Annotated in this window: 19 protein-coding genes; 8 read left to right on the top strand and 11 right to left on the bottom strand. The window is 60.7% G+C overall.

What is annotated here, in order from left to right; translation table 11 throughout:
* Nucleotides 1-19 precede the first annotated feature (19 nt).
* Genes CHB96_RS27170 through CHB96_RS27150 form a run of 5 tightly spaced genes read right to left on the bottom strand, consistent with a single transcriptional unit; the run spans nucleotide 20 to nucleotide 6,550 of the window.
* The gene (locus CHB96_RS27170; RefSeq protein ID WP_089252231.1) at nucleotides 20-1,600 is read right to left on the bottom strand and encodes an ABC transporter substrate-binding protein; all 1,581 of its coding nucleotides are present in this window, start codon (nucleotides 1,598-1,600) and stop codon (nucleotides 20-22) included.
* On the bottom strand, nucleotides 1,597-2,889 hold the full coding sequence (speB, locus tag CHB96_RS27165) for an agmatinase (RefSeq protein WP_089252229.1): 1,293 nt from the start codon (nucleotides 2,887-2,889) through the stop codon (nucleotides 1,597-1,599). The genes CHB96_RS27170 and speB overlap by 4 nt, the downstream gene beginning before the upstream one ends.
* Nucleotides 2,882-3,868 (bottom strand): ABC transporter permease, encoded by a 987-nt coding sequence (locus CHB96_RS27160; RefSeq protein WP_089252227.1) that lies wholly within the window; start codon nucleotides 3,866-3,868, stop codon nucleotides 2,882-2,884. The genes speB and CHB96_RS27160 overlap by 8 nt, the downstream gene beginning before the upstream one ends.
* A gap of 7 nt (nucleotides 3,869-3,875) precedes the next feature.
* Nucleotides 3,876-4,736 carry an ABC transporter permease gene (locus CHB96_RS27155; protein ID WP_089252225.1) on the bottom strand — a complete coding sequence of 287 codons (861 nt, stop codon included), beginning with the start codon at nucleotides 4,734-4,736 and terminating at the stop codon, nucleotides 3,876-3,878.
* 2 nt (nucleotides 4,737-4,738) lie between these two features.
* The gene (locus tag CHB96_RS27150) at nucleotides 4,739-6,550 is read right to left on the bottom strand and encodes an oligopeptide/dipeptide ABC transporter ATP-binding protein (RefSeq protein ID WP_089252223.1); all 1,812 of its coding nucleotides are present in this window, start codon (nucleotides 6,548-6,550) and stop codon (nucleotides 4,739-4,741) included.
* A gap of 284 nt (nucleotides 6,551-6,834) precedes the next feature.
* Between CHB96_RS27150 and CHB96_RS27145 the strand changes: the two genes are divergently transcribed.
* The gene (locus CHB96_RS27145) at nucleotides 6,835-7,833 is read left to right on the top strand and encodes a LacI family DNA-binding transcriptional regulator (RefSeq protein ID WP_089252221.1); all 999 of its coding nucleotides are present in this window, start codon (nucleotides 6,835-6,837) and stop codon (nucleotides 7,831-7,833) included.
* Between the two features lie 141 nt (nucleotides 7,834-7,974).
* Here CHB96_RS27145 and CHB96_RS27140 read toward each other — a convergent pair whose 3' ends face one another.
* Genes CHB96_RS27140 through CHB96_RS27115 form a run of 6 tightly spaced genes read right to left on the bottom strand, consistent with a single transcriptional unit; the run spans nucleotide 7,975 to nucleotide 15,098 of the window.
* Nucleotides 7,975-8,571: an RraA family protein gene (locus CHB96_RS27140; protein WP_089252219.1), complete on the bottom strand. Its 597-nt coding sequence runs from the start codon at nucleotides 8,569-8,571 to the stop codon at nucleotides 7,975-7,977.
* Nucleotides 8,572-8,582: 11 nt separating this feature from the next.
* On the bottom strand, nucleotides 8,583-9,590 hold the full coding sequence (locus CHB96_RS27135) for an ABC transporter ATP-binding protein (protein ID WP_089252217.1): 1,008 nt from the start codon (nucleotides 9,588-9,590) through the stop codon (nucleotides 8,583-8,585).
* Nucleotides 9,587-11,578 carry a dipeptide/oligopeptide/nickel ABC transporter permease/ATP-binding protein gene (locus CHB96_RS30260; protein ID WP_089252215.1) on the bottom strand — a complete coding sequence of 664 codons (1,992 nt, stop codon included), beginning with the start codon at nucleotides 11,576-11,578 and terminating at the stop codon, nucleotides 9,587-9,589. Before CHB96_RS30260 ends, CHB96_RS27135 begins: the two co-directional genes overlap by 4 nt.
* Nucleotides 11,575-12,492, bottom strand: a complete 918-nt coding sequence (locus CHB96_RS27125) for an ABC transporter permease (protein ID WP_089252213.1) — start codon at nucleotides 12,490-12,492, stop codon at nucleotides 11,575-11,577. The genes CHB96_RS30260 and CHB96_RS27125 overlap by 4 nt, the downstream gene beginning before the upstream one ends.
* A 57-nt stretch (nucleotides 12,493-12,549) precedes the next feature.
* Nucleotides 12,550-14,154 carry an ABC transporter substrate-binding protein gene (locus tag CHB96_RS27120; RefSeq protein ID WP_089252211.1) on the bottom strand — a complete coding sequence of 535 codons (1,605 nt, stop codon included), beginning with the start codon at nucleotides 14,152-14,154 and terminating at the stop codon, nucleotides 12,550-12,552.
* The gene (locus tag CHB96_RS27115) at nucleotides 14,151-15,098 is read right to left on the bottom strand and encodes a MurR/RpiR family transcriptional regulator (protein WP_089252209.1); all 948 of its coding nucleotides are present in this window, start codon (nucleotides 15,096-15,098) and stop codon (nucleotides 14,151-14,153) included. The genes CHB96_RS27120 and CHB96_RS27115 overlap by 4 nt, the downstream gene beginning before the upstream one ends.
* Nucleotides 15,099-15,380: 282 nt before the next feature.
* On the opposite strand from CHB96_RS27115, the gene CHB96_RS27110 reads away from it, so the two are divergent.
* The 7 genes from CHB96_RS27110 to CHB96_RS27080 all read left to right on the top strand — a co-directional run bounded on the left by CHB96_RS27110 (nucleotide 15,381) and on the right by CHB96_RS27080 (nucleotide 23,077).
* Nucleotides 15,381-15,731, top strand: a complete 351-nt coding sequence (locus CHB96_RS27110; RefSeq protein ID WP_089252207.1) for a VOC family protein — start codon at nucleotides 15,381-15,383, stop codon at nucleotides 15,729-15,731.
* Between the two features lie 37 nt (nucleotides 15,732-15,768).
* On the top strand, nucleotides 15,769-16,764 hold the full coding sequence (locus tag CHB96_RS27105) for an amidohydrolase family protein (RefSeq protein ID WP_089252205.1): 996 nt from the start codon (nucleotides 15,769-15,771) through the stop codon (nucleotides 16,762-16,764).
* On the top strand, nucleotides 16,761-17,258 hold the full coding sequence (rraA, locus tag CHB96_RS27100) for a ribonuclease E activity regulator RraA (RefSeq protein ID WP_089252203.1): 498 nt from the start codon (nucleotides 16,761-16,763) through the stop codon (nucleotides 17,256-17,258). The genes CHB96_RS27105 and rraA overlap by 4 nt, the downstream gene beginning before the upstream one ends.
* A gap of 30 nt (nucleotides 17,259-17,288) precedes the next feature.
* Nucleotides 17,289-18,884 (top strand): glycoside hydrolase family protein, encoded by a 1,596-nt coding sequence (locus tag CHB96_RS27095; protein ID WP_089252201.1) that lies wholly within the window; start codon nucleotides 17,289-17,291, stop codon nucleotides 18,882-18,884.
* Nucleotides 18,885-19,067: 183 nt separating this feature from the next.
* On the top strand, nucleotides 19,068-20,669 hold the full coding sequence (locus tag CHB96_RS27090) for an ABC transporter substrate-binding protein (RefSeq protein WP_089252199.1): 1,602 nt from the start codon (nucleotides 19,068-19,070) through the stop codon (nucleotides 20,667-20,669).
* A 94-nt stretch (nucleotides 20,670-20,763) separates the two neighbouring features.
* Entirely contained in the window at nucleotides 20,764-22,047 is a 1,284-nt protein-coding gene (locus tag CHB96_RS27085) for an MFS transporter (protein WP_342746284.1), read from the top strand.
* 85 nt (nucleotides 22,048-22,132) lie between these two features.
* Nucleotides 22,133-23,077: an MFS transporter gene (locus tag CHB96_RS27080; protein WP_176444524.1), complete on the top strand. Its 945-nt coding sequence runs from the start codon at nucleotides 22,133-22,135 to the stop codon at nucleotides 23,075-23,077.
* The last annotated feature ends 76 nt before the right edge of the window (nucleotides 23,078-23,153 follow it).

The raw sequence follows: 23,153 nt of genomic DNA, 5'->3' as shown, positions 1-23,153 counted from the left end.
TCCTCGTCCGAGGGTTTGCTCACTTCACCGTCAGCTTTTCCAGGTCCAACGTGTACGGCTCGGCGATGGCATGGGCCTCCGCTACTCCACCCAGCCACGTTTGCGCGACGACGAAGTCCTGAACATAGGAGACGGTTGTTGTGCAACCGGTGTCCTCGTATGCCCGTGCAGCTCGGGCGTACTCGTCCGAGTCGTTCGTCGCCACGGCGTTCTTCAGCAGAGCCGCTGCAGCATTGTCACCGCATTGCAGCGTGTTCAAGCCCCCGTCGAGGTCCCAGAACACGTGACCCCACATGTACGGGTTGCCTGCGTCGGGCCAGGTTTGACTGGTGAACAGCACGTCAGGACCCGTACTCGGATCGTCCGCGAAACTGTTGATCTGAGACGAGGGGTACGCCTGCACCGTCGCTTGGAGACCCATCGAGATCAATTTGGCGGCGATCAGGTTCGCGATCTGCGCGTCGTCGACGCTGGCGCTGTTGTGTCCGAGGACAATCGACTTCTGGTCGGCGGGTAGGCCATCGATGATCGCCTGCATCGGAGCCGGATCGTATTCTCGCGTGATCGAGTCGTCTGCGTCCGGGAGTATTCCCTTTCCATACAGTCCGGTTGCTATCTCTGCCTTCTCGGACATGAATTGATCTATGTAGACCTGCGGCTCCAACAGTTTCTTGAAAGCCATGCGAGTTTCTCGATCCGCGAAAAAAGGCCGATTCATGTTGGTGTGGATGAAACCGGTCTGATACGTCGGCAACCTGTAGGACGCGACATCGTCACGTTCGGCGTAATCGCCTTGCGCCGCAGATGGGACCGAGCCCACGAGAGCCGCGAGATCACCGTTGTTGAATGCCAGCTGCATGGCTGACACATCCGAGTACACCGACAGATTCACACCCGAGAACGTGGGCTTGTCTCCCCAATAGCCGTCGTACTCTTCGAGAGCGTAGCGCTCGCCCACTTCAGCGGTCACCATCCGGTACGGACCGCTGCCTGCGTCGTTGGTGCGAAGGAACGTCTGACCGAAATCGTCACCTGCGTTGGCTTGCATCAATGCCGGGCTCATGATCTTGAGACCGTAGGGCGAGGCTAGAAAATCGAGGAAGGCTGAATTCGGGCCATCGAGCACGATCTCGACGGCCAGGTCGCTCGGCGTCCGAACCGACGTGATGCCTTCCACCATGTAGGCGGGCCCCCTGCCGACCGCTGCTCGACGCTCGATCGATTTGCGGACGGCGTCGGAGGTGAGAGGCGTGCCGTCGTGAAATGTGACACCTGGTCGAAGGGTGAAGGAGAACGTCGTGAAGTCCGGCGAGACTTGCCATTCCGTTGCAAGTCGCGGCACAATTACCGGCTCGTCGACGCCCGACTGATATTCGACGAGTCCTTCGTAGACGTTCGTCGTGATCATCAGGCCGGCGCCCCCGTAGAAGACGTCAGGGTCCGGAGGCTGCCCGATGTCTCCGTTCAGTGGCAGTTCCAACACATTGTCCGCGGGGGGAGAAGACGAGATTGTATTCGTCCCGCCGCTGCACGCACCGATCAACACCATCGTCGCGGCAGTCGCGAGGGCCGTCACGACGACCCGTGAAGTCGACCTCATCGAGCATCCTCCGACACCGGCAGGTCCGTATCGACGTCCTTGTTGCGACGGGCTCGGGAGTAGTCCGGGCCCAGTGCACCTGGATCCACGTAGTCGGGTGAGGTGATCCCGACCCTCCTCATCGCAATTCCCGTGATCGCCTCGCGAATCGCGGCATTGGCCATCAACGAAGTGATCTGCCCGGGTCCGTCGTACGCCGGGCTGACCTCCACGACGTCCATGCCGACGATTCCCACCTCCGCGCTGAGGCGGCGTATGGCTCTGAGGACGTTCGAACTTGTCAGGCCTCCGGGCTCCGGTGTTCCGGTGCCCGGTGCGAAGGCTGGGTCCGCCACGTCCACATCGAGCGAAATGTACAGATAGTCCGCGTGGTCCAGCGCCTCGTCCACTGCACGTTCGAGTACCGAGTCGAAGCCCCGGTGGTCGATCTCGGCCATGAAGTGCGCCCGCATCTCGTGCTCGTCCATGAAGTCCAGCAAGGGTCGATCCGGATAGAACCCACGGAGGCCGACTTGCACGAAGTTTCGTCCGGGAATTGCACCCGATTCGATGAGCTTGCGCATCGGCGTGCCATGTCCACCAAGAGTTCCCGGTGCCTCGGTACTTGCATCGACGTGGGCATCGAAATGCACGATTCCGACCTTGCCGTATCCGTAGTGGTCGGCCACCGCAGTAGCCGTCGGCCACGTGATTCCGTGGTCCCCGCCCATGATGATCGGGATGGCACCAGCGTCTGGGATCGTGCCGACGAACTTTCGCACAGCCTCGAACGTGCCCATGGTGTTGCCGTTGTAGATCGGCGAGTCACCGTAGTCGCACACGTTGAGAATCTGGAACGGGTCGATCCTCACTGTCTGATGAAGTGCCTGGCGTTTGCGCCCGGACTTGTAGTCGACCTGACGGATGGCCAGTGGTCCGTGGTTCGTTCCGTGACGTGACCCGGCTGTTGCGTCCCACGGGACACCACACACGGCCACGTCGATCTCGGCTGCCCGCAAATCGTCCGGAGTGAGACATACCGGTAGTTTCGCGTAGGTCTGGATGCCGGCGAACCCGCCTTCCAACCGACGGTTGACGTGGATCAGCCCGGGCTTGCGGTCGACGTTGAAGTCGTCCACCGCACCGTGTCCCGCCAAGCCAGAACCGAGTCGTCGGGGCTGTTCCCAGGAACGGCCACTGTCGTGCGAGTGACCGTGGTCCGGCTGAAGCTCGAAGTCGTCGCCGTGATGGTGGTGTCCAGTTGCGTCGCCGACGTTGGACGCGGATGAGCCGTTCGAATTCTCAGACATTGATCCTCGGATCTGCGATACCTTGTGCGATATCGACAATCGTGTTTGCGGTTACGTACATGACACCCAAAACGAGGGTGACTCCTGCGATCGCCGGAAAGTCAGCGACGTTGATGCTTCCTGCGAGATAGCTGCCCAAACCTGGCCAGCTGAAAATGGATTCGACGACGACGGCCCCAGCGAACATGGATCCAACCTGTAGACCCGTCATCGAGAGGGCGCCGGTGATCGAGTTCCGTAGGACGTGTTTGGCAACGATGCGGATTTCAAGGATGCCCTTTGCCCGCGCGGTCCGGATGAAGTCCGCATCCATGGTCTCGATCAATCCCGAGCGAAGCACACGTCCAATCGAGAGAGCGGGTCCGATAGCGAGCGCGGTCGCAGGAAGGACAATGTGCAAGATCGCATCCGCAAACGCGCCGAGGTTGCCCGACAGGAGCCCGTCCAGCGTCCCCAAACCTGTCGGGCCTTGGACGATATTTCCCCGACCGGACGCGGGAAGCCATCCCAGTACTTGGTAGAAGACGACCACACCCGCGATACCGAGTACGAAGGTTGGGGCGGTGGATCCGATCAGTAGAATCGAGCGAAAAATTCCACTACCGGGCCAATTCAGGACGCTCGACACCGCAAACAGCACTGCGAGTACAAGAGTGATGATCGCAGCAGATGCGACGAGTTCGATTGTCGCTGGGAAATATTGAGCGAGGTCGGACAGTACCGGTCGATCGGTCCTGAAGGACACACCGAAGTCTCCGGTCAGCAGCCCATGGATGTAGGAAACGAATCGACTCAGGAACGGGTCGTCGAGACCGAGTCGAGCACGCTCTGCCGCTACAGCATCGGGGGTGGCGTTCTGGCCCAGACGAGCTTTGGCAGGATCACTGGGCGACAACTCGTTGAGCAGGAAGATTACTGTCGCCAACGCGAGAAGTAGACCCGCCAGAGAAACGATCCGCGAAATCACTAACTTTCGCATCGGGTGCCTACTTTCTGGCGAGGAGCGAACGTACTGCGTCCCCTCCGAGGTTGGCGAGTAGGCTGATCACCAGAACGGCGAGGCCTGGAACAAGAGGAATCCACCAGTTCGACAACAACATCGGTAGACCGCGTGAGGTATCTGCGCCCAGCTCGGGTGCCGGCGCCGCTTGCCCGAGGCCCAGGAACGACAGACCTGCCATGGCAAGAACTACCGACCCGACGTCGAGGCTCGCGGTGACGATCGCGGTGGGCATGACTCCTGGCCAGACATGCCGGCGGAAAAGCCGAACCCCGGATACTCCCGCTGACCGTGCGGCTTCGACATGCGGTTTGGCCAAGACGCGACGTACTTCACCTCTAATAATCCGCGCGTAGTACGGCCACCAGACGATCGAGAGCGAGACCAGCAGATTCCTCAGGCTCGGACCGATTGCTGCGACCACCGCTATCGACACGATGATGCCTGGCAGTGCCAGAAACAGGTCGGTGATCCGCATCAGTACTGTGTCGATCCAGCCGCCGCGTACTGCTGCAAGCGCACCGACCGCTCCGCCGACCAGCAAACCGATCGCGACGACCAACAGCGCTGAAAGCCAACTTGCTCGTAATCCGTACAGAACTCGGCTGGCGATGTCTCGTCCGATCGCATCGGTACCGAGGAAATAGTCAGGATCGCCGGGAGCGATGTTCGGAGTCGACACCGGTTGGACTGGATCGAACGGAGCGAGCAGTGGGGCTGCGACTGCAGCCACGGTGAGAAGTCCGCACAAGGCCAATACAACGTAGGGAAGAAAGTTTCGCCCGATGAACAGGTTGCGTTCACGAGTGACGAATCGACCGCGTACGGCGGTTTCTGCGATAGCCATCGTCAGAGCTCCGACCTTCTGACACAAGCGACTTGGCGTTGCAACGAACCTGGAACAGAACCCACCAGGGTCTGAAGTCCCAGATCGAGATCGCCACTCTTGCAGACTGATGTCGCCATTTCGCACCTCGGGTGATACGAGCAACCGGTGGGGGGATCGAGCGGGCTCGCGGGTTCGCCGCGCGGCGCAACGGTGATGACACCGGCTCCGGGCACGGATGCAAGCATCGCTCGGGTGTAAGGATGCTTTGGATCAGCGACCACACTGTGCGCGGGCCCGGTCTCCACGATCTTCCCCAGATACATGACCGCGATTCGGGTACCGATGCGTTGCGCAACCGCCAGGTCGTGAGTAACGAATACCACCGCCATGTTCAGAGACTGTGCGAGTTCGGATATCAGATCCAGGACCGACACTGCCAAAGAAGCGTCGAGAGCACTCGTGGGTTCGTCGCACAGGAGAATTTTCGGTGGGATCATGATGGCACGCGCGAGTGCTACTCGTTGCCGTTGTCCACCTGACAGTTCGGTGGGGCGCACGTTCAGCACACTGTCGTCGAGGCCGACTCGATTCAGCGCAGCGATGATTCGAGGCTTCCTGTCCGCCTTCGGCGTACCGATCAGGCGTTCGCCGAGTAGTTCTCCGATGGTCATCCACGGAGTGAGCGATGCGCCGGCGTCCTGAAAGACCATCTGCACGTCTTCTGATGCCAGCGAGGATATTTCGCCGGTGAAATTGCTTTCGAGACTGGCGATCACACGAAGCAGCGTCGACTTTCCCGAGCCGCTTTCCCCGACGATAACCAATGTTTCACCGGGAAAGACATGGGTATCGACGCCGCGCAAAGCGGACAGCGAACGACGCTTGCCGGCGGAGTCCTTGACCGAAAACGTGCAGGTTACATCGCTGGTCGACATGAGCGGCGACCGCTGCGAGTCGACATCAGCCTTCTGTTGAGACTCTTGCCCGAGATCGATGGTCAGCCTGGTAGCCAACAGCGACTTGGTGTAGGAATCGCGCGGGTCCTCGAGCACTTGCTCGGTCGATCCCACTTCGCGAAGTTGGCCGTCGCTCATCACTGCTATCCGGTCGGCCATCATCGCTGCCACGCCGAGATCGTGCGTCACAAGCAGCACACTGGCTCCGAAGTCGGTGCGCAACGACTGCAGCAAACGCAGCACCTGCGCCTGCACCGTGACGTCGAGCGCGGTGGTGGGTTCGTCAGCGACGATCAGGGCAGGCGATCTCGATATCGCAAGCGCGATCATGACTCGCTGCCTGAGCCCACCGGACAGTTCGTGAGGAAACGCACGAAGCCTTCCTTGCGGATCTGGAATACCCACAGCGCGAAGCAATTCCAGCGCTTGTTTCCTCGAACCACACGACTCTCGAACCTGATCGCCGACTCTCATGGTCGGATTCAGGGACGTCATAGGGTCCTGAAACACAGCGCCGAGCTTCTCGCGCCGAACCGTACGCCGTACCGACTCTTTGCCGTGAAGCATGTCGACACCCGCGACTGTCAAAGATCCTTCGAATCGAGCAGCCGATTTCGCCGGAAGCAATCCGAGCATCGACATCGAGAGCACGCTCTTGCCTGACCCGGATTGTCCTACCAGACCGAGAATTTCGCCTCGACCTATAGAGAGGTCTATCCCGTGCAGGACCTCCGAGCGCACGCCACCTCTGGAGAGAGATACCCGTAGCCCTTCGACCTCGACGACATTGTCGCCGGATCGTTTCGGTCCGTTCGGATCACCACCGGTGAGCACAGCCGTGGCGGTGCCTGCGTCGCTGTACGTGTCTTGTCGCATTGGCACAACGCGCCCCTTTCCTGAGAGCTACGAAGGATTGCGTGAATCCGAAAATGACTGTCGAACCTGCTGTAGATGCACGCCGTTGTGCCGCGGAGGTCACCGATCCGGTGACCGAACCCTGTTCGATGCACCAAACCTAGAATTTGCCGAATCGATTCGTCAAACTGTGGAGCACCTTGTTACATGCCGGACACAAACGGACGGAGATCGTCACATTCACTCCTCTGCGGACACCGCGCCGGACTGCGCCGATCTGTCACCCGTGCCTTACCCTCAGTGGCATGAGCACACGAGTGGTCTCGCTGAAGGACGTGGCCAAAGCATCAGGAGTCTCGCCTGCGACGGCGTCGGAGGCCCTGTCCGGAAGAGGACGAATGCGACCGGCAACGAGGGCGCTCGTGATCTCGAATGCGAAAATGCTCGGATACAAGCCGAACAGTGCTGCGCGGAACTTACGGCTCAACCGCACCGGGGCCGTGGGGTTCCATATCCAGAGAAACGCAAGTTTGTCCTCTGCATACATGATGGAGTTTCTACGTGGAGCGGCCGAGGGAGCGCACGCAGAAGACTACGACCTTGTACTCCTTGCGGCAGGAGCATCGGAACGTCTGAAGACGTCGCCATCGGTAGATGGGATCATAATCGCGGACCCGTTCTCTACTGATCCTGCAGCAAGGACCCTGCTCGACACCGGCATCACCGTCGTCTCCGGTGAAGCATGCCCTCCGGGACTGGAAACTGCTGCAACCGTGAGGGCCGATCATGAAGGCGGCCTGACTCAGATACTCGACCATCTCTACAGCAGAGGAGCACGGTCGATCGGTCTATTGGCAGCTGGTGACCACAGCGGCTGGGGTATCGAGGTTCGTCGGACCTACAACCACTGGGCGGAGCAGCACGACCTGACGAAGGTCATCGTCGAAATCCCCCCTGTCGACAACCGCCTGGCCTATTCGATCTCCGCGGGACACGAAATGTTGCGTACTCATCCCACGCTGGACGCAATCATCACCACCACCGTCGGGAGCGCGAAGGCAATTGCCGAATTCGCTTCTGCCGCAGGAAGGCAGGTAGGCGCTGACCTTTTACTAGCAGCCTGTCTCGACACCGGGGACAACGAGTCCGAACGAACGATAACCGCGCTGGACGTGCAGCCTCACGAGTTGGGCAGGCGCTGCGCGGCGACCCTGATCTCTCTGATTGTCGGCGGTTCCAGTGTGCCTGCAACACAATTGGTTTCGACGAATGTACGAATACGGCCGAGCACGCTGGGCTCATGAGCTAAGACCACCCCGGGACAGGGTAGACACGCGACCGTTCATCGACACGACAACAATCATTGCTTCTGGCGCCACCGTTCGCGCCGCCCAGGGGTGACGGCAACGCGAACGGCGACGGTAGTCGAGGTCATATATGCAGGATCAGAAAGCCTCTCGCTTCTTGGCTTCCTTCTCGAAGACCGCTTCTGCGCGCAACAGGATCTCTTCGGCCCTATCCTGCGGAATGACGACGACGCCGTCGTCGTCGCCGATGATGATGTCGCCAGGTGCGACCGCAACTCGACCGCACGCGATGGTTTCGTCCAATCGACCGGGGCCGTTCTTGTACGGACCGGCCGGGGTGACGCCGAGTGCGAACACGGGGAATCCGAGATCTTTGAGTCCTTCCGCGTCGCGAACCATACCGTCGATCACGAAGCCGCGTATCCCCTGTTTCTTGGCCTTGTTGCCCATCATCTCGCCGATCAGAGCCCGGGAGGTATCACCTTCGCCGTTGATCACCAGGACGTCGCCCTCGCGCGCGGAGCTGATGGCGTCGTGAATTGCGATGTTGTCTCCAGCGCGCGTCCACACCGTGTACGCGGTGCCGATCACGCGGGCTCCGTTCCACACCGGCCGGATGCCGGCCATCGAGCCGAGCCTGTCCATGGAGTCTCCGACATTGGCCGTGGGGATGTTGCGGAATCGGTCGATGAGTTCGGGGACGTCGATGCTGTTGGCGGTAGGGGCTTGTGTCATGGTCGAGCTCCTTATCTCTGTTTCGGGGACTGGGTGTCCCCCGGAAAGTGGCACGCAACGGGGTGCCCTCCGTGCGAGGACAATTCGGGTCGTTCGGCGGTGCAGATGTCATGTGCCTTCCAGCAGCGAGTCCGGAAGGGGCAGCCGACCGGGATGTTTCGCGGGCTGGGTACTTCGCCCTCGAGCACCAGCCTCTTGCGTGCGCTTGGTTGGTTGAAGCTGGGTGCCGCCGAGAGGAGTGCCTGGGTGTAGGGATGCTGAGGATTGCCGTAGACGTCTTCGGTGGGGCCGGTTTCTACGATTCGGCCGAGATACATCACGCCGATTTCGGAGGTGAGCGATCGGACGACCGCGAGGTCGTGAGCGATGAAGATCATGGCCATTCCGGTTGTGCTTTGAATGGTTCGCAGAAGTTCGATGACTTGTGCTTGGACGGAGACATCGAGAGCTGAAACCGGTTCGTCCAAGATGAGGATGTTGGGTTCGAGTGCCAGGGCACGTGCGAGGCCGATTCGTTGGCGTTGTCCTCCTGAGAGGGACCGTACGGTGGAGGCCGCGAGGGCCGGGTCCAATCCCACCACTTCCAGTAGGTCGCGAACCCGGTCACGCCACTTGGCCTTGTCGAGGTATCCGCGATGAATAGCCCATGGCTCACTGATGAGTTCGAAGATGGTCATGCGAGGATCGAGGGAAGTGTACGGATCTTGAAAGACCATTTGGATCTCGCGGGCTCGGGCGAGTCTCTGCTCCCGCCGTGTCGAGAAGACGTCGCGGTCGGCAAGCGTGCCACTGCCACCGGTCGGAGACTCCAAGCCCGCAAGTAAGCGCGCCAGGGTGCTTTTTCCGCAACCAGATTCACCGACGATTCCGAGCGCGGCGCCGGGACGCACTGCCAGGCATACGTCATTGACTGCTCTGACCTCGGTGCTTCGTGAGGTCTTGGTGGCCTTGACGCGGTAGGTCTTGCTCACATCCTGTATCTGAAGGATGGCGTTTCGTGCTGGCGTGGCGACGCTCATGGGGCGACGACCTCCTCGGCGAAGTGGCAGGTACTCGATCGAGTGGCGGACAGGTGAATCTGTTCGGGCCGAGTGTCTTTGCAGATGTCGCGAGCCCACGTGCAGCGAGGATGAAAGGGGCAACCGCTCGGCACTCGGATCGGACTCGGCGGTGCTCCGGGGATGGGTCGCAAGTGTTCTGTTGCCACCATGACATCAGGGGTGGCTGCCAGCAGTTGCCTGGTGTAAGGGTGGGCCGAATGGGCGATCACCTCTGCGGTGTTGCCGCATTCCATGACGCGCCCTGCATACATCACTACAACGCGGTCCGCAGCCTCGGCCACCAGGGACAGATCGTGAGTGATCAGAACGATGCTCATGCCTGTGGTTCGCCGTAGCTCGAGCAGGAGTTCGACGATCTGGGCCTGCACCGTGACGTCCAAGGCGGTGGTGGGCTCGTCGGCAATGAGGACAGCGGGTGAGTTCGCGATTGCCATGGCAATGAGCACTCGCTGCCGCATGCCCCCGGAGAATTGATGTGGGAAGTCGTCGAGACGGGCGGCCGGGTCTGGGATCCCCACTTGAGCCAGCAGTTCACCGGCGCGAGTGCGCGCGTCCGCCTTCGAGACTTCCGGCTGATGCGCGCGGATGACCTCGATGAGGTGGACGGCTATGGTCGCCGACGGGTTCAGCGCAGCGAGTGCGTCCTGCTGCACCATGGCGATGTCGTTGCCATAGATCGCCCGTCGTTGCTTCGGCGGGAGGGTGAGTAGGTCCGTACCGTCGTATTCGATGGCTCCGCGACGTACACGTGCCTGCGGGCGTTCGAGGATGCCCATGATCGCTCGTGCCGTGACGCTTTTCCCGGAGCCGGATTCGCCGACGATTGCCAGCACTTCTCCGCGACCAACTCCCCAGGAGACTCCGCGAACGGCTTTTGCCACGCCGCGTTCGGTGGCGAAGTCCACCCATAGATCGCGAACCTCGAGCACTGCGTCGGGGGTGCTGTTGGAACCGTGGGCCACCCCTGGTCGAGGTGCTTCCGGGGCTTCATCGGGGTCGAACTCGACCGATGGACGCTTAGGTGCGGTTTGTGCGAGGCGCAGTGCGCGCTGGTCGAGGTCGACCGAGTTACGGATCCATACAGCGACCAGGTTGACTGCCAACGTCGTCATGAAGATTGCCAGCCCGGGAATGACTACCAGCCACCACGCTGTGGTCAGTGTTTCTCGTCCCTTGGAAACCTGTTGGCCCCAGGATGTTTCGGGCGGCTGGACTCCGAGTCCGAGAAAGTCGAGGCCTGCGGCGCTGAGCATGAGGGAGGCAACCTCGAGTGTGCCCAGCACCATGACGGGAGTGAACAGATTAGGTGCGATGTGACTGACGATGATGCGGAGTTGCGATCCGCCGAGCACTTTGGCCGAATCGATGTAGGCGAGCTCGCGTAGTTCCAGAGCGAGAGCCCTGGCCACCCGCGCCAGACCGGTCCATGCGCCGAGGGCGAGGACGATCACGAGTACAGTGATGCTCGGGCCCATGCTGGCCAGGATCAGCAGGGCCAGAAGCAAACTCGGAAACGCCATCTGAAACTCGATGACGCGCAACAACAGAGCGTCGACTCGGCCACCGAAATAGCCTGCTACCGAACCGATTACGATTCCAATCGCAAGCCCTATGACTGCTGCAGTGAGAGCGGGTAGTACCGTCGCGCTCGTTCCTGCAATGAGCTGGGTCAGGTAGTCCCGGCCGAGGGCATCAGTGCCGAGCAGGTGATACCCGCCGCTCGGATCGGCGGACAATGGCGGGAGGAGTCGATTGGCCAGTACGGCATCTTGATATTGCGCGGGCAACAGCCACGGGCGAAAGACTATCGCGATCGCTACAGCAGCTATCCAGGCGATGCTGATCAGAACCAGGGGATCACGAATCGCCGAGCGGAACAGTAGGCGCGCAGTGGAGTCCGTGCGGGATTTGGTGGGATGCGTTGGTGATGTGGCGGGCGGTGTCATTGCAACCTCACTCGGGGATTGATCCAGGGATAGGTCAGGTCGACCAGAAGCGTCAGAAGCACGATCGATGATGCAGTGACGAACACGGCTGCCTGGATCAGTGGAAGGTCGCCTTGCTGGATCGCCTGAAGGGTCAGCAGCCCGATTCCAGGCCAACCGAACACGACTTCGGCAATCACCGCACCGTTGACCAAGACGATGACCATGCTCGACGAGACCGTGAAGATGGGGATCAGTGCATTACGCAAGGCGTAACGCGTCATCACTCGACTCGGTGACAATCCTCGAGCACGGGCTGCCGAGACGTAGCTCGATGTCAACTGCTCGGCTACACCGACGCGAGTTACCTGCGCGAGCGTACCGATCTGTAGGATCGCCAATGTCGTTGCGGGAAGGATGATGTGGGCGAATGATCCAGACCCGGAGGTTGGGAGCACTCGCAAGGTCACGGCGAACAAGAGGATCAGCATCAGCGCCAACCAGAACGAGACCAACGAGCTGCCCATCACGGAGAAGACGTTGATGATTCTTTCGATGACACTGCCCTGCCTGTAAGCGGCGAGCACGCCGAGCGTGATACCGATCGGCACGATGATGGCGATCGTGGCCAGTGCAAGAAGGAATGTGGCCGGAAGCCGCGAGAGCACCAGGCCGAGTGCGGGTTGTTGTTGCCAGAACGAGTCTCCGAAGGTTCCGTGAAAAGCGTTGGAGACGAAGTTGAAATACTGTTGCAGGATCGGTTGATCCAGGCCGAGTCGTTCCCGGACAGCTGCGATCTGTTCGGTGTTGGCGGTGTCCCCCAACACGAGTTGGACAGGGTCGCCGAGAAGTTGAGTTACGAAGAAGATGGCGGTCAGTACCAGGAAGATGACGACGCCGGCGGAGGCGAGTCGTTTGACGATGTAGCCGAACATGATGTCCTTTTCGTCTGCCGGGACAAGTGGTCGTTGCTCTGTTCCTCGTGGCGCTGGTTAACTCGGGCCGGCCTGTGCACCGCGGGCTTCTGTCAGGGGGATGAACAGGTCGGACCGGAACTCCACCGAAACCCTGTTCGACACCACCCAGGAGTCCGTGGGTGCGGCAATCGGAACGATCGGCGCATCTGCGGCGTACTGGGCGTCCCAGAGGCTCGCGAATTCATCTTGGCGGGCCTCGCCCTGCTGGGCGCTGGCTGCGTCGTACTTGGCTTGGAAATCGGGGTTGCAGTACACCGAGAACTTGCCGTCGCAGCTGAGCAGGGTGTCCCCTAGCTGGGAGAAGTCGTACAGGTCGTTCGATGTTGTGGCAAGGAAAATCCACCCTCGATCGGGGGCGATGTTCTCGATCGAGTTCGCTTCGAAGTTCTGGCGGTACTGTGCGAGGCCCTCGGCGTCAGGCAGCGCCTCGACCTTGGCGTTGAGACCGGCGGCGTTGAGATTGGTGGCTACGGATTGAGCGATGTCATCGATGTTGGGGAAGAATCCGGTGCGGTACTTGATGGTCAGTGGCAGATCGGTGTTGATGCCGTCGGCTTTCGCGTCGGCGACCAGTTGTTTGGCCTTGTCCACGTCGTACTCGTAGGTGGCAACATCCTCGGAGTAGCCCACCATCCCTTCAGGACCCGGGTTATCGACCGGAACCCCACTACTCGCGATGAACGCTGAGGTGATCCCACTGCGGTCGACTGCATGCGCGACGGCCTGCCTGATCCTGGGATCCGACAGCACTGTCTGGTTGTAGAAGTCGGGTCGTAGAAAGCGGAATCCATTGCGGGTGTTCTCGATGCATCGCGCGGTGGCCGAGACTGATGCTTGGCATTGTTCGCCGGTCACATCCATTGCAATGTCGGCCTCGCCGGCCTGCACGAGCTGAGCTCGAACCTGATTCTCCGCGCGGAAGATCCACGAGACCGTGTCGAACATTCCCGGATGAAGATCGAAATAGTCAGGGTTGAGCTCGAGCTCGAGCTTGGCGCGAGGTTCGTACGAGACGAACTTGTACGGCCCAGTGCCGATCAGCGTGGTGGACAGTGTCTGGGGCGCATTCTGGATCTGAGTCGGGGAGGCCAACGGCATCATCGTCATCTTGGCCGGAACGAGTGGATCTGGGGTCGTCAATTCGATACCGAGCGTGTACTGATCGATCGCCGAGAAGGCGACCGGATCGCCGACGAAGTTGCCCGCGTACGGAATTGACTTATCCCAGACGTATGTCAGCGCGCGTGCTGCGTTCTCTGCGTCGAACGGAGTGCCGTCATGCCACGTGACATCGTTCCGCAAAGTGAAGGTCCAGTGCAGCGGGTCGACGGACTCCCATTCAGTGGCCAGAAGCGGTTCGACCTCGTTGGTCTCGGTGTTGCGCGTAAGCAGGCTTTGAACAACATTTTTCAGAACTGGAAAGGCTTGGCCGGCCGTGCCGGCTTCGCCGGGTTCGAGGCTGGACAGTTCTGTGTTGCTCACGATGGTCACGTTTCCGCCACCACCGGGCTGGCCTTCCTCAGGCCAGTCGAATGCGGCAGCGTCGATACCACCAGTGCCACATGCTGTAAGCGCGAGCGATGCGACGGCACAGGCGCCGATGAGTTTCGCCAACTTCATTGCGGGGGCTCTCCGATCCGGTTGTCAGTTGTAACGGAATGCATTGAGGGGTCCAGAATTTGCTCGTACCGAGCAGTTGCGTGACTCGGGCCGGCCAGAGCTGCGATGTCACTTCTGGCCTGCTGCGCTGCTTCGGGAATACCGGCGGTCATCGCGTACTCGATGGCGTAGCAGGCCACCATGATCGCGCCCATCACGCCGTAGTCGGTGTTGCGTCGCGGCACGGGAAGTACCACGTCGGGAAGCACGCGTTCCAGAAGGGCTGCGTGATCCGCTACCAGAACACCTCGCACACCACGGGCGGCCAGCGTCGAGACCAGCGATGAGAAACCCGCGTATTCGTCGTTGAAGGCAAAAATCAGTACCGCGTCTCCCGGCCTGAGCAAGGCAGCTCGTTCGACGGCCTCGTCCCCGCCCTGATCGGAATGAACAGCCAAGACACCGAGCAAAGTCAGCTTGCGCGCCATGAACGTGGCTGGTGCTGTCATCAGTCCGCGACCAATGACCAGCACCTGGCCGGCGGACGCGAAGATGTCCGCGGCCTCGTCGATGGCCGACTGCGGAATCATGCGCGGCAGCTCGGTTATGAGTTCGACATGGGCATCGACGACGGCGGCCAGCGCAGGGTTGCGGTCCGTCGTCAACCTTGGGTGGGTGTCGATGGACGGGCGCAGACGATTGTCGAATTCAGTGGTCAGCGCGACTCGCAGCTGCGGGTAGCCGTCATAGCCCACCTTCTGAGCGAACCGCACGACTGTGGATTCGTGCACGCTCGCGTTCGAGGCCAGTTGCGCAGCGGTCAACTCGGCTATGCCGATCCGGGTAGTCAAGATCGCGTTGGCGACGCGACGGTCCGCATCGGTCAAGCTTCCAGAATTGGCCTGCAACGCATCACGAAATCGCATCTCTTGCTCCATAAGTCGAGTACGCGGCCGATGCAACATCCCAGAAGATCGAGACCTTGCAGGCTGGCCGTCAGTCTGCAATCTTAATCATCTCAATGTCAAGTACGTCACACTTTGAAAATTATAAATGCCGACTTGAAACGACATGGCTACCAACTTTTGAAAACCTTGAACTTGCAAAAACGTTGACATCCTGCAGGACGCTCTGCCAGAGTCATCGGCGGGGACGCATACACAGTGGATTCACGGAAGTCCGCTCTGCGCCCCGTTCCACGCGGGTCGTACCGCCGCGTTTCATGACCCCCACGAAGGAGATTCCTCATGTTGGTCCGCCTTGATCACATCGACCTGAGAGTGGCTGACCTCGGAGCCACCCTCGAGTTCTTCACCTCTTTGGGATTCGAAGTACTCCGCAGGATGGAAGAGCGAGGCTCAGCGGAAGTGGCGCTGCCGGGTGAACACCAGGTGATGTTCGAAATCCGCCAAGACGACAAGATCGAGGGCAGCAAGATCGATCACATCGCGTTCAGCGTCGATGACCCCGACGCCGCGATCGCCAAGATCAAAGCGGCCGGCGGAACGTTCAGCCGCGAGCACCACCCCACTCCCACAGGGCGAACGGTGAGCAACTTCGTCGACATCAACGGCGCGAAATGGCAACTGGCTGAATAACTCCGACCGTTACCACCGAACGAAAGGGAAATCGACCATGATCATCGAGTCGCACGCGCATTTCACGACCGCGCCGCAGGCACTTGATGCCTACCGGGGACGTCAACTGTCTCAACGGAATCGACCGACAAAAGGCCGCTCGCTGAAGATCTCCGATCAGCAGCTTGCCGACTCACTGCAAGGCCACCTCGACCGCATGGAAAGTCAAGGGGTGGACCGTATGATCTTCTCCCCCCGCGCTTCCGGGATGGGCCACGAGGTCGGCGATTTCAAGATGAGCCTGTACTGGGCTCAGACGAACAACGATCTGATCGCGCGAGTCTGTCAGATGTTCCCCGACAAGTTCATCGGTGCAGCCCAACTGCCGCAATCTCCCGGCGTGGACCCCGACCAGTGGATCGGCGAGCTCGAACGAGTGGTTATCGAGCTGGGTTTCGTCGGTTGCAACATCAACGCCGACATCGCGGGCGGCGGTCAACCTTTCACGCCGAAGCTCAGCGACCAATGGTGGAACCCGTTGTGGGAAGCCATGATCGAATTGCAAGTGCCCGGTCTGATGCATGCTACCTCGTGCGTGAACCCGGCCCTGCACCTCAACGGCTCGCACTACACCAACCACGATTCGATGGTCTTCTTCGAACTAGCGTGGTCGGACCTGTTCGATCGCTACCCAGATCTGAAGCTGATCGTTCCGCACGGAGGTGGTTCGTGGCCGTTCCACTTCAACCGTCACCGGTCGCTGCACGTCGGAACGAACCGGAAGCCGTTCGAGGAGGCCATCAAGAACATCTACATCGACACTGCGATCTACGACCGCGACTCGGTGGACATGTTGATCCGCAAGGCACCGATCGACAATCTACTGTTCGCCACCGAGCCGTTCGGTACGTCGAAGCACATCGATCCGCTTACTGGCCGAACCTTCGACGACACAACCGATTTCATCACAACCAACGACAACCTGAGTGCTGAGGACAAAGAGAAGATCTTGTCCGGAAACGCTCTCAAAATCTATCCGAGGATCAAGCTATGAGTTCTGTGGACTTCAGCACGTGCGACATCTGCGACGCTCACGATGACGTCCGAATACTCGATCCGTTGACACTGCGCGACTTCGGCGGCACGTCTGTGTTCGCCGGCCCAGCTCTGACGGTCAAGGTCTTCGAGGACAACGCTCCTATCCGAGAGTTGGTCGTCACCCCCGGAGAAGGTCGAGTGTTGGCCGTCGACGGTGCCGGCTCTGTACGGGCCTCGCTGCTCGGAGGCAATATCGCGAAACGTGCCGCCGACAACGGGTGGGCAGGACTCGTCGTCTACGGATGCGTACGGGACGCCGCTGAACTGGCATCCACACCAGTCGGCCTCCGTGCACTCGGGTTGGTGCCTCGCAAGACCGAACGCAACCTACATTCGGGACGAACCGGGGGCACCATCGACATCCTTGGCACCTCGATCACCGACGGCGACTGGATATACGCCGACGCCGACGGCATCGTCATCACCGAAAAACCAGTACACAACAACTGATCTGGCTGAAAACTCCGACGAAGGATTCTCATGCTGCTCATCACCCCGGAACAGAAGCTCCCACTCAAACCGCAGGGACCGCAGTTGTTCGTCGATTGGCGTCTGATCGCCACCGGCGACGTGAGCTGGGTCGATCCTGCCACCGTTGGCACCGACGAAAAGCCAACGAAGATGTCCCAATGGGGACCCGCACATCCGGAACCGGTGGCGCTGGCCGATACCCCCTACGGTATTCGTCTGCAGGCCGAACCGGCCCACGTCATCGGGCCGATCTTCCCCCGCGACAAGCCGTGGGAGCAGGCCTACCTGATGTACGTCAACAACGTCTTGTTTCACGACGGCAAGTACAAGATGTGGTACACCGTCGTACCGCCCGACCACTACGACACCCCCGACCTGAAATGGCATTGGGACGTTGGATGGGTGCTGTGCTATGCCGAGTCCGAGGATGGCCTGAACTGGACGAAACCCGAACTCGGACTACAGGACTACAAGGGGCAGCCCACGAACTGGGTCTACGGACGCGAACTGAGCCCGAACCACTTCGCCAGCGGTGCTGTCGTCATCGACGAAACCGCACCGCCCGAGGAGCGGTTCAAGCTCATCTACCGCGCGGAGGAGAAATACGAAGACCCCGAGGCGTTCCTGGCCCGTCAGAAGCAGCGATTCGGCGAAGACATGGATCCGAAATCCGTCGCTGGCAAACCGGGAAAGGAAGGAACCTTCGCAACGACAGCGGGCGCTGTGTCGGCAGACGGCATCCACTGGAAGCCCTTGACCGAACCACTGGTGATGTACTGCTCGGACCAGATGAACACCGCCTTCTGGGATGACCGAATCAACAAGTACGTCAGCTACTTTCGGATGCAGCGGGCAGGAAGGCGATCGGCCGGACGTACCGAGACCTCGGACTTCGAGACGTGGTCGACGCCCTACCCCGTCCTGGAAGCGTCCTTGACCGACCATCCCACCACCGACATCATGCACTGCCCGGTGCTCAAATACCCCGGTACCAACGACGTGTACCTGATGTACGCCACGATGTTCAACATCAACACCAACAATCGTGACGTCGCTCTTGCTGTCAGCTCGGATGGTCTGTACTGGCACTGGTCGCCCGGCGAAAGAATCGTGTCGCCGCAGCACGGCACGAGCGAGTTCGAGTACGACGACCTCGAGGCCGGATACGGCTTGGTCGATCTGCCCGGGGATCTGATCGGTCTACCGGTGGTCGGGTATGAGAAGCCCTACAAGTACCCGCGCTTCGGCAGGCCCCCGCTGGGAGTGCCAGGCTATGCCACCTGGAAGAGGCACCGCGTGTCGGCCGTCATCGCCGACGACCGAGGTCTGTTCACGACTCATCCGCTGGTCGTGACACAACCCAAGCTGAAGCTGAACTACAAGACACGAGGCTCCGCCGGGTCGATCCGAATCGAAGTTCTCGACGGCAAAGGACGTGCGTTGCCCGGCTTCACGCTCGCCGACGCACCGCTCCTGTCAGGCGACGAACTCGATGCCGACGTGACGTGGAAGGGAGGAACGTTGGCTGACCTGGCGGGCACCACAATTCAGCTACGGTTCCATCTGCACATCGCCAAGGTGTTTTCCTTCGAGTTCACCGACTGAGCCCCAGGTTGGTGTGCAGGCGACTTCTCGGCCTGCACACCACCTGCTGCTTGTTCCAGCGGTTCAGTCTGCTGTGCGTGCGAGGACTCGCCCAACGCACGCACAGCGGACTGGTTCCGTTCTGTGATCGGCAAACCACCCCAACTGTCGGCAACCGAGGGCCTATTCACCGTGGAGTAGTTGATGACAACGCGATCGCACATCACGAAAATCCTGGCGGCAACAGTCGCAGCGGCTTTCCTCAGCAGCTGCCAGATTGCTCCATCGGCAACACAGAGCTTCGACTGGCCCTCTGACGGCCCACCCGGCGGTGGAGGAAACATCGCGATCGCAGGAACCACCGAGCTGACCAGCCTCGAACCCAGTGAGGCCGGCGCTGCGAGTCACGCGATCCCGGTGATGCGCAACGTCTTTCAGCCATTGCTTACCAGAAACACCGAAACCAGTGAGATCGAGCCATTGCTTGCCACCGAGTGGCGCGCAGACGACGACCGCCATTGGACGTTCACCCTCCGCGACGGCGTTACATGGCACGACGGCACTCCATTCACTGCCGAGAACGCGGCGAGGTCTTTGACCTACATCTGGGATCCCGAACTGACGTACTCGAGCAACTACGTCGACGGGGCCGCTACGTTCACCGCTCTCGACGACCGAACGCTGAAAGTAGAACTCGGCCAGTTCGATCCGCTGTTCGAGGCGCGGATGGCTGTCCTGCCCCTGGCCTCACCGACTCAGATCGCCGAACGGCCCGAGTCGCTGGCCACACAGCCGATCGGCACAGGCCCCTACCAGTTCGTCTCATGGAACCCGGGGCGGGACGTTCGACTCGAGCTCTACCCGGAGTCCTGGCTCGCCGAACCGGGCATGTTCGACACAGTCGAGTGGGTTTTCCTGCAGGAGAACCAGGTTCGGGCGCAGAAAGTCCAAACCGGTGAGGCCGACATCGCACTGGGAACCAGCGATCAACAATGCCGAACCAGCGCAGTCGACGGCGCAACCTGCATCGACGTCACCTCCAATGGAATTCGCTACCTGCGCATCGATCAACACCACCAGACGATGCTCGCGGATCCGCGCATCCGACAAGCCATCGCCTACGCGATAGACCGAGCAGGCATCGCCACCACCTTCATGACCGAGCAGACCGAAGTTGCCGACAACCCCGGGCCACCGGCAATGTCCGGATATGCCACCGATGTAGGCTTCGAACACGACCAAGACAAGGCCTCTCAACTGGTCGAACAGGCCGCCGGTGACGGCGTGGACATATCGATCCCCCTGACTGTCAAGTACCGCGTCGGGATGTTCCCCGATGTCGATGACATCGCTCAGACAATCGTGACCAACCTCAACGCCGTCGGTCTGAACGCCGCGGTCGGTGCCGAAAGCGAAACCGAGGGCTTGGACCAGTACCGCCAGACGTTCGGAGGAAAGACCATCGAGGACATCCCGCAGGACCGTGGATGGCTGTTCCTGGCCCGTACCTCCTCGGAATTGTTCGACCTGTCCCAGCCCGCGGGAAGCATTTTGGAATGCGACGGCCGATTCTCCGTGTACTGCAACGAGGACTTCGAAACGCAACTCGATGCGGCCAAAGCTCTTACCGGCCAAGCAAGAACCACTGCGCTGGAGCAACTATGGCGAACGTTCTACAGCGAACAGGTTCCGATGCTGCCGCTGATCAAGGTGAGCGACAAATACCTGCTGTCTCCCCGCGTGCGCATCACACCACGCGCCGATATGTTTCTGCCCCTACATGAGGCCCGAGCCGCACAGTCGTGACGGTTGAACACATCCGGAGGCGAAGGGGTGAAGCAGGGCGTCGTTGCTTCGCTCCTTTCGCCGGACCGTTGCATCTGCCCGACCTGCGAAGGGAGTGCGAGTGCCGAGACGGCGTCGCCGAAATCTCGTACACGCCGACATATCTCTCTCACCACCTCGACGCGAACGAGGACCGCTACGGTCAGTCCTGGCTGTCCGCAATTTTCAGTTGTATTTCATCGGACAGACAGTATCCGTATCGGGGACCTGGATGCAGACAGTGGCCATCGCGCTACTGGTACTGCAAATCTCAGAGTCCGGCGCCTGGCTGGGCCTGGTCATCGCGTGCCGCTATGCCCCGGTGCTGCTGCTGAGCCTCTGGGGTGGGGTCATCGCCGATCGGTTGCCTAAGCGTCGCATCATCATCGCAGCATCCACTGCCAACGGGATGCTTGCGACGACCCTAGGAATCTGTGTCCTGCTGTCCTCTGTCTCCATCCCGCTTGTCATGGCGATATGTGCCCTCATGGGTGCAGCCAACGCCTTCGACAATCCAGCACGTCAAGCATGGTTGTCCGAGCTCGTCACCGATGCGCTGCTGCACAGTGCCGTGCGACTCAACTCCACATTGATCAGCATCGCCCGCATCATCGGTCCCCTTCTGGCGGCCGTCGTCATCACACGGTGGGATCTAGGTTGGTGCTTCGTTCTCAACGCAATGTCGTTCGGAGCAGTAGTCGTTGTCACTGCAGTCATGCAAACCAGCGCTTCAGATCACTCGACCAGCGTCGACCGGCAACCCGGCCAAATCAGACAGGCGCTCCGCCACGTGTACCGGACGCGTCTGTTGGTGATACCGATGTCGCTGGTGGCGGTGAACGGTGCACTCACTTTGGAGTTTCCGGTCACACTGCCGCTCATGGCCGAGTACGTATTCGAAGGAGACGCAGCAGTGTATGCATGCATGACTGCCAGCATGGGAGCTGGCGCGGTGCTCTCGGGAATCGTGGGCGCTTCGCGACCTCCCCCGAGCAACCGCTCATTGTGGTTGTCCGCAGTGGCCTGGGGTATCGCGATCTGTGCCGCGGCGTTGTCGCCGTCGCTGCCGGTGATGTACTTCCTGCTGTTCTTCGTCGGTTACGGCTCGGTGAGCTTCAACTCCAATACGAAGACAGTTCTGCAACTGCAAGCCAGCCCCGATATGAGAGGACGGGTGATGGCGCTGTGGGCCCTGGCGTGGATTGGTTCCGGAGCATTCGGCGCGCCGCTGGTGGGTGCGATAGGTGAACTTCTAGGCGCCCGGTATGCCCTGTTGCTCGGGGGCCTGGCCGCCGTCGTCGGTGGAATTGCCGTCATCCAGCCGCTGCGAGAACGTACGCCCCTTAGACGCAGCATGTAGCGGCCCAGCACGTGTACAGCCGATCGTCCGAGCATGGTCTGTCGAAAACCCACGGCCATCGGCCGCTATCTGTCAGGAGAATTCAGTGAACGGGCCCGGCTGGCGAATCGTGTTGTCGTATCAGACCATTCTGGTGCAGGCATCCTGGTCGGGAGTCCGTTTGATGGTCGGCTACCGCGCGCTCGCGCTCGGTGCAGATCCGCTGTTCCTCGGACTGCTGGCCTCGTGCTTCGCCTTGCCTGCCTTCCTCTGTGCGCTCGCTGCCGGACGGCTGTCGGACCGAATCGGTGGCCCTGTCGTTGCTTTGGCAGGCATGATCGCCGCGGCGGTCGGCACCCTCGGAGCCTTCGCGTTTGCCCACCAATGGACTGTGCTCGCCGCGGCATCGTGTATCGGCCTCGGGCACATGCTGATAATGGTGGGCCAGCAAACCTTCGTCGCCAATGTCAGCGCCTCAGGCAGCAGTGACGCAGCCTTCGGCACGCTGACAGCCGCAGCCTCGATCGGACAACTCGTCGGCCCTCCGCTGGTCACCGCCGTCGCATCCTTGACCGCATCCAGCGACGAGCCTGGACCGAACACCACAGCTGGGCTGATCGTCTGTGTCGTTCTCGTTGCTTTCGCGCTCCCCTCCCATATCCCTCTCCATCGAACCGACCGCAGTCTGACAGCCCTCCCTCCATCGGAGTCCCAACCCACTGGCACGTGGGCACTGCTGAAAACCCCCGACTTGTGGCGTTCGCTGGTGGTCAGTGGCGCGGTTCTCGTCTCGGTCGACCTCATGTACACGTTCGTGCCGCTGTGGGCCATCGAACAGGACGTCAATCCCACTATGGTCGGGTTGTTGCTTGCACTGCGCGCGCTCGTCTCGGTCGTGAGCCGGTTCGGGCTGACGCGCTTGGTCGCCAGGTTCGGGCGAAAATTCCTCATACTCGGGTCGATTGCGGCGGCAGTGGCTGCCCTGATCGCTCTCCCCTTCGTGGGCGCGTGGGGGGCTGTATTGGTAATGATTGAACCGTCCTGGATCTGATGGAGACCTGGTTCAAGCCACCTCGCGATCGGAGGTGGCTGCCGAGCACTGCTGACGGTACTCGTTTTCGTAGTCG

The organism is Rhodococcoides kyotonense (assembly GCF_900188125.1).
In the GTDB taxonomy this organism is placed as follows: domain Bacteria; phylum Actinomycetota; class Actinomycetes; order Mycobacteriales; family Mycobacteriaceae; genus Rhodococcoides; species Rhodococcoides kyotonense.
Note: the sequence above shows the minus strand (reverse complement) of the source record. Positions and strands in the feature narration are given on the sequence as shown.

Bases quoted from the DNA above. Each gene is read 5' to 3' on its own strand.
- CHB96_RS27170 (WP_089252231.1), bottom strand. From the start codon at position 1,600: ATGAGGTCGACTTCACGGGTCGTCGTGACGGCCCTCGCGACTGCCGCG.
- speB (WP_089252229.1), bottom strand. From the start codon at position 2,889: ATGTCTGAGAATTCGAACGGCTCATCCGCGTCCAACGTCGGCGACGCA.
- CHB96_RS27160 (WP_089252227.1), bottom strand. From the start codon at position 3,868: ATGCGAAAGTTAGTGATTTCGCGGATCGTTTCTCTGGCGGGTCTACTT.
- CHB96_RS27155 (WP_089252225.1), bottom strand. From the start codon at position 4,736: ATGGCTATCGCAGAAACCGCCGTACGCGGTCGATTCGTCACTCGTGAA.
- CHB96_RS27150 (WP_089252223.1), bottom strand. From the start codon at position 6,550: ATGCGACAAGACACGTACAGCGACGCAGGCACCGCCACGGCTGTGCTC.
- CHB96_RS27145 (WP_089252221.1), top strand. From the start codon at position 6,835: ATGAGCACACGAGTGGTCTCGCTGAAGGACGTGGCCAAAGCATCAGGA.
- CHB96_RS27140 (WP_089252219.1), bottom strand. From the start codon at position 8,571: ATGACACAAGCCCCTACCGCCAACAGCATCGACGTCCCCGAACTCATC.
- CHB96_RS27135 (WP_089252217.1), bottom strand. From the start codon at position 9,590: ATGAGCGTCGCCACGCCAGCACGAAACGCCATCCTTCAGATACAGGAT.
- CHB96_RS30260 (WP_089252215.1), bottom strand. From the start codon at position 11,578: ATGACACCGCCCGCCACATCACCAACGCATCCCACCAAATCCCGCACG.
- CHB96_RS27125 (WP_089252213.1), bottom strand. From the start codon at position 12,492: ATGTTCGGCTACATCGTCAAACGACTCGCCTCCGCCGGCGTCGTCATC.
- CHB96_RS27120 (WP_089252211.1), bottom strand. From the start codon at position 14,154: ATGAAGTTGGCGAAACTCATCGGCGCCTGTGCCGTCGCATCGCTCGCG.
- CHB96_RS27115 (WP_089252209.1), bottom strand. From the start codon at position 15,098: ATGTTGCATCGGCCGCGTACTCGACTTATGGAGCAAGAGATGCGATTT.
- CHB96_RS27110 (WP_089252207.1), top strand. From the start codon at position 15,381: ATGTTGGTCCGCCTTGATCACATCGACCTGAGAGTGGCTGACCTCGGA.
- CHB96_RS27105 (WP_089252205.1), top strand. From the start codon at position 15,769: ATGATCATCGAGTCGCACGCGCATTTCACGACCGCGCCGCAGGCACTT.
- rraA (WP_089252203.1), top strand. From the start codon at position 16,761: ATGAGTTCTGTGGACTTCAGCACGTGCGACATCTGCGACGCTCACGAT.
- CHB96_RS27095 (WP_089252201.1), top strand. From the start codon at position 17,289: ATGCTGCTCATCACCCCGGAACAGAAGCTCCCACTCAAACCGCAGGGA.
- CHB96_RS27090 (WP_089252199.1), top strand. From the start codon at position 19,068: ATGACAACGCGATCGCACATCACGAAAATCCTGGCGGCAACAGTCGCA.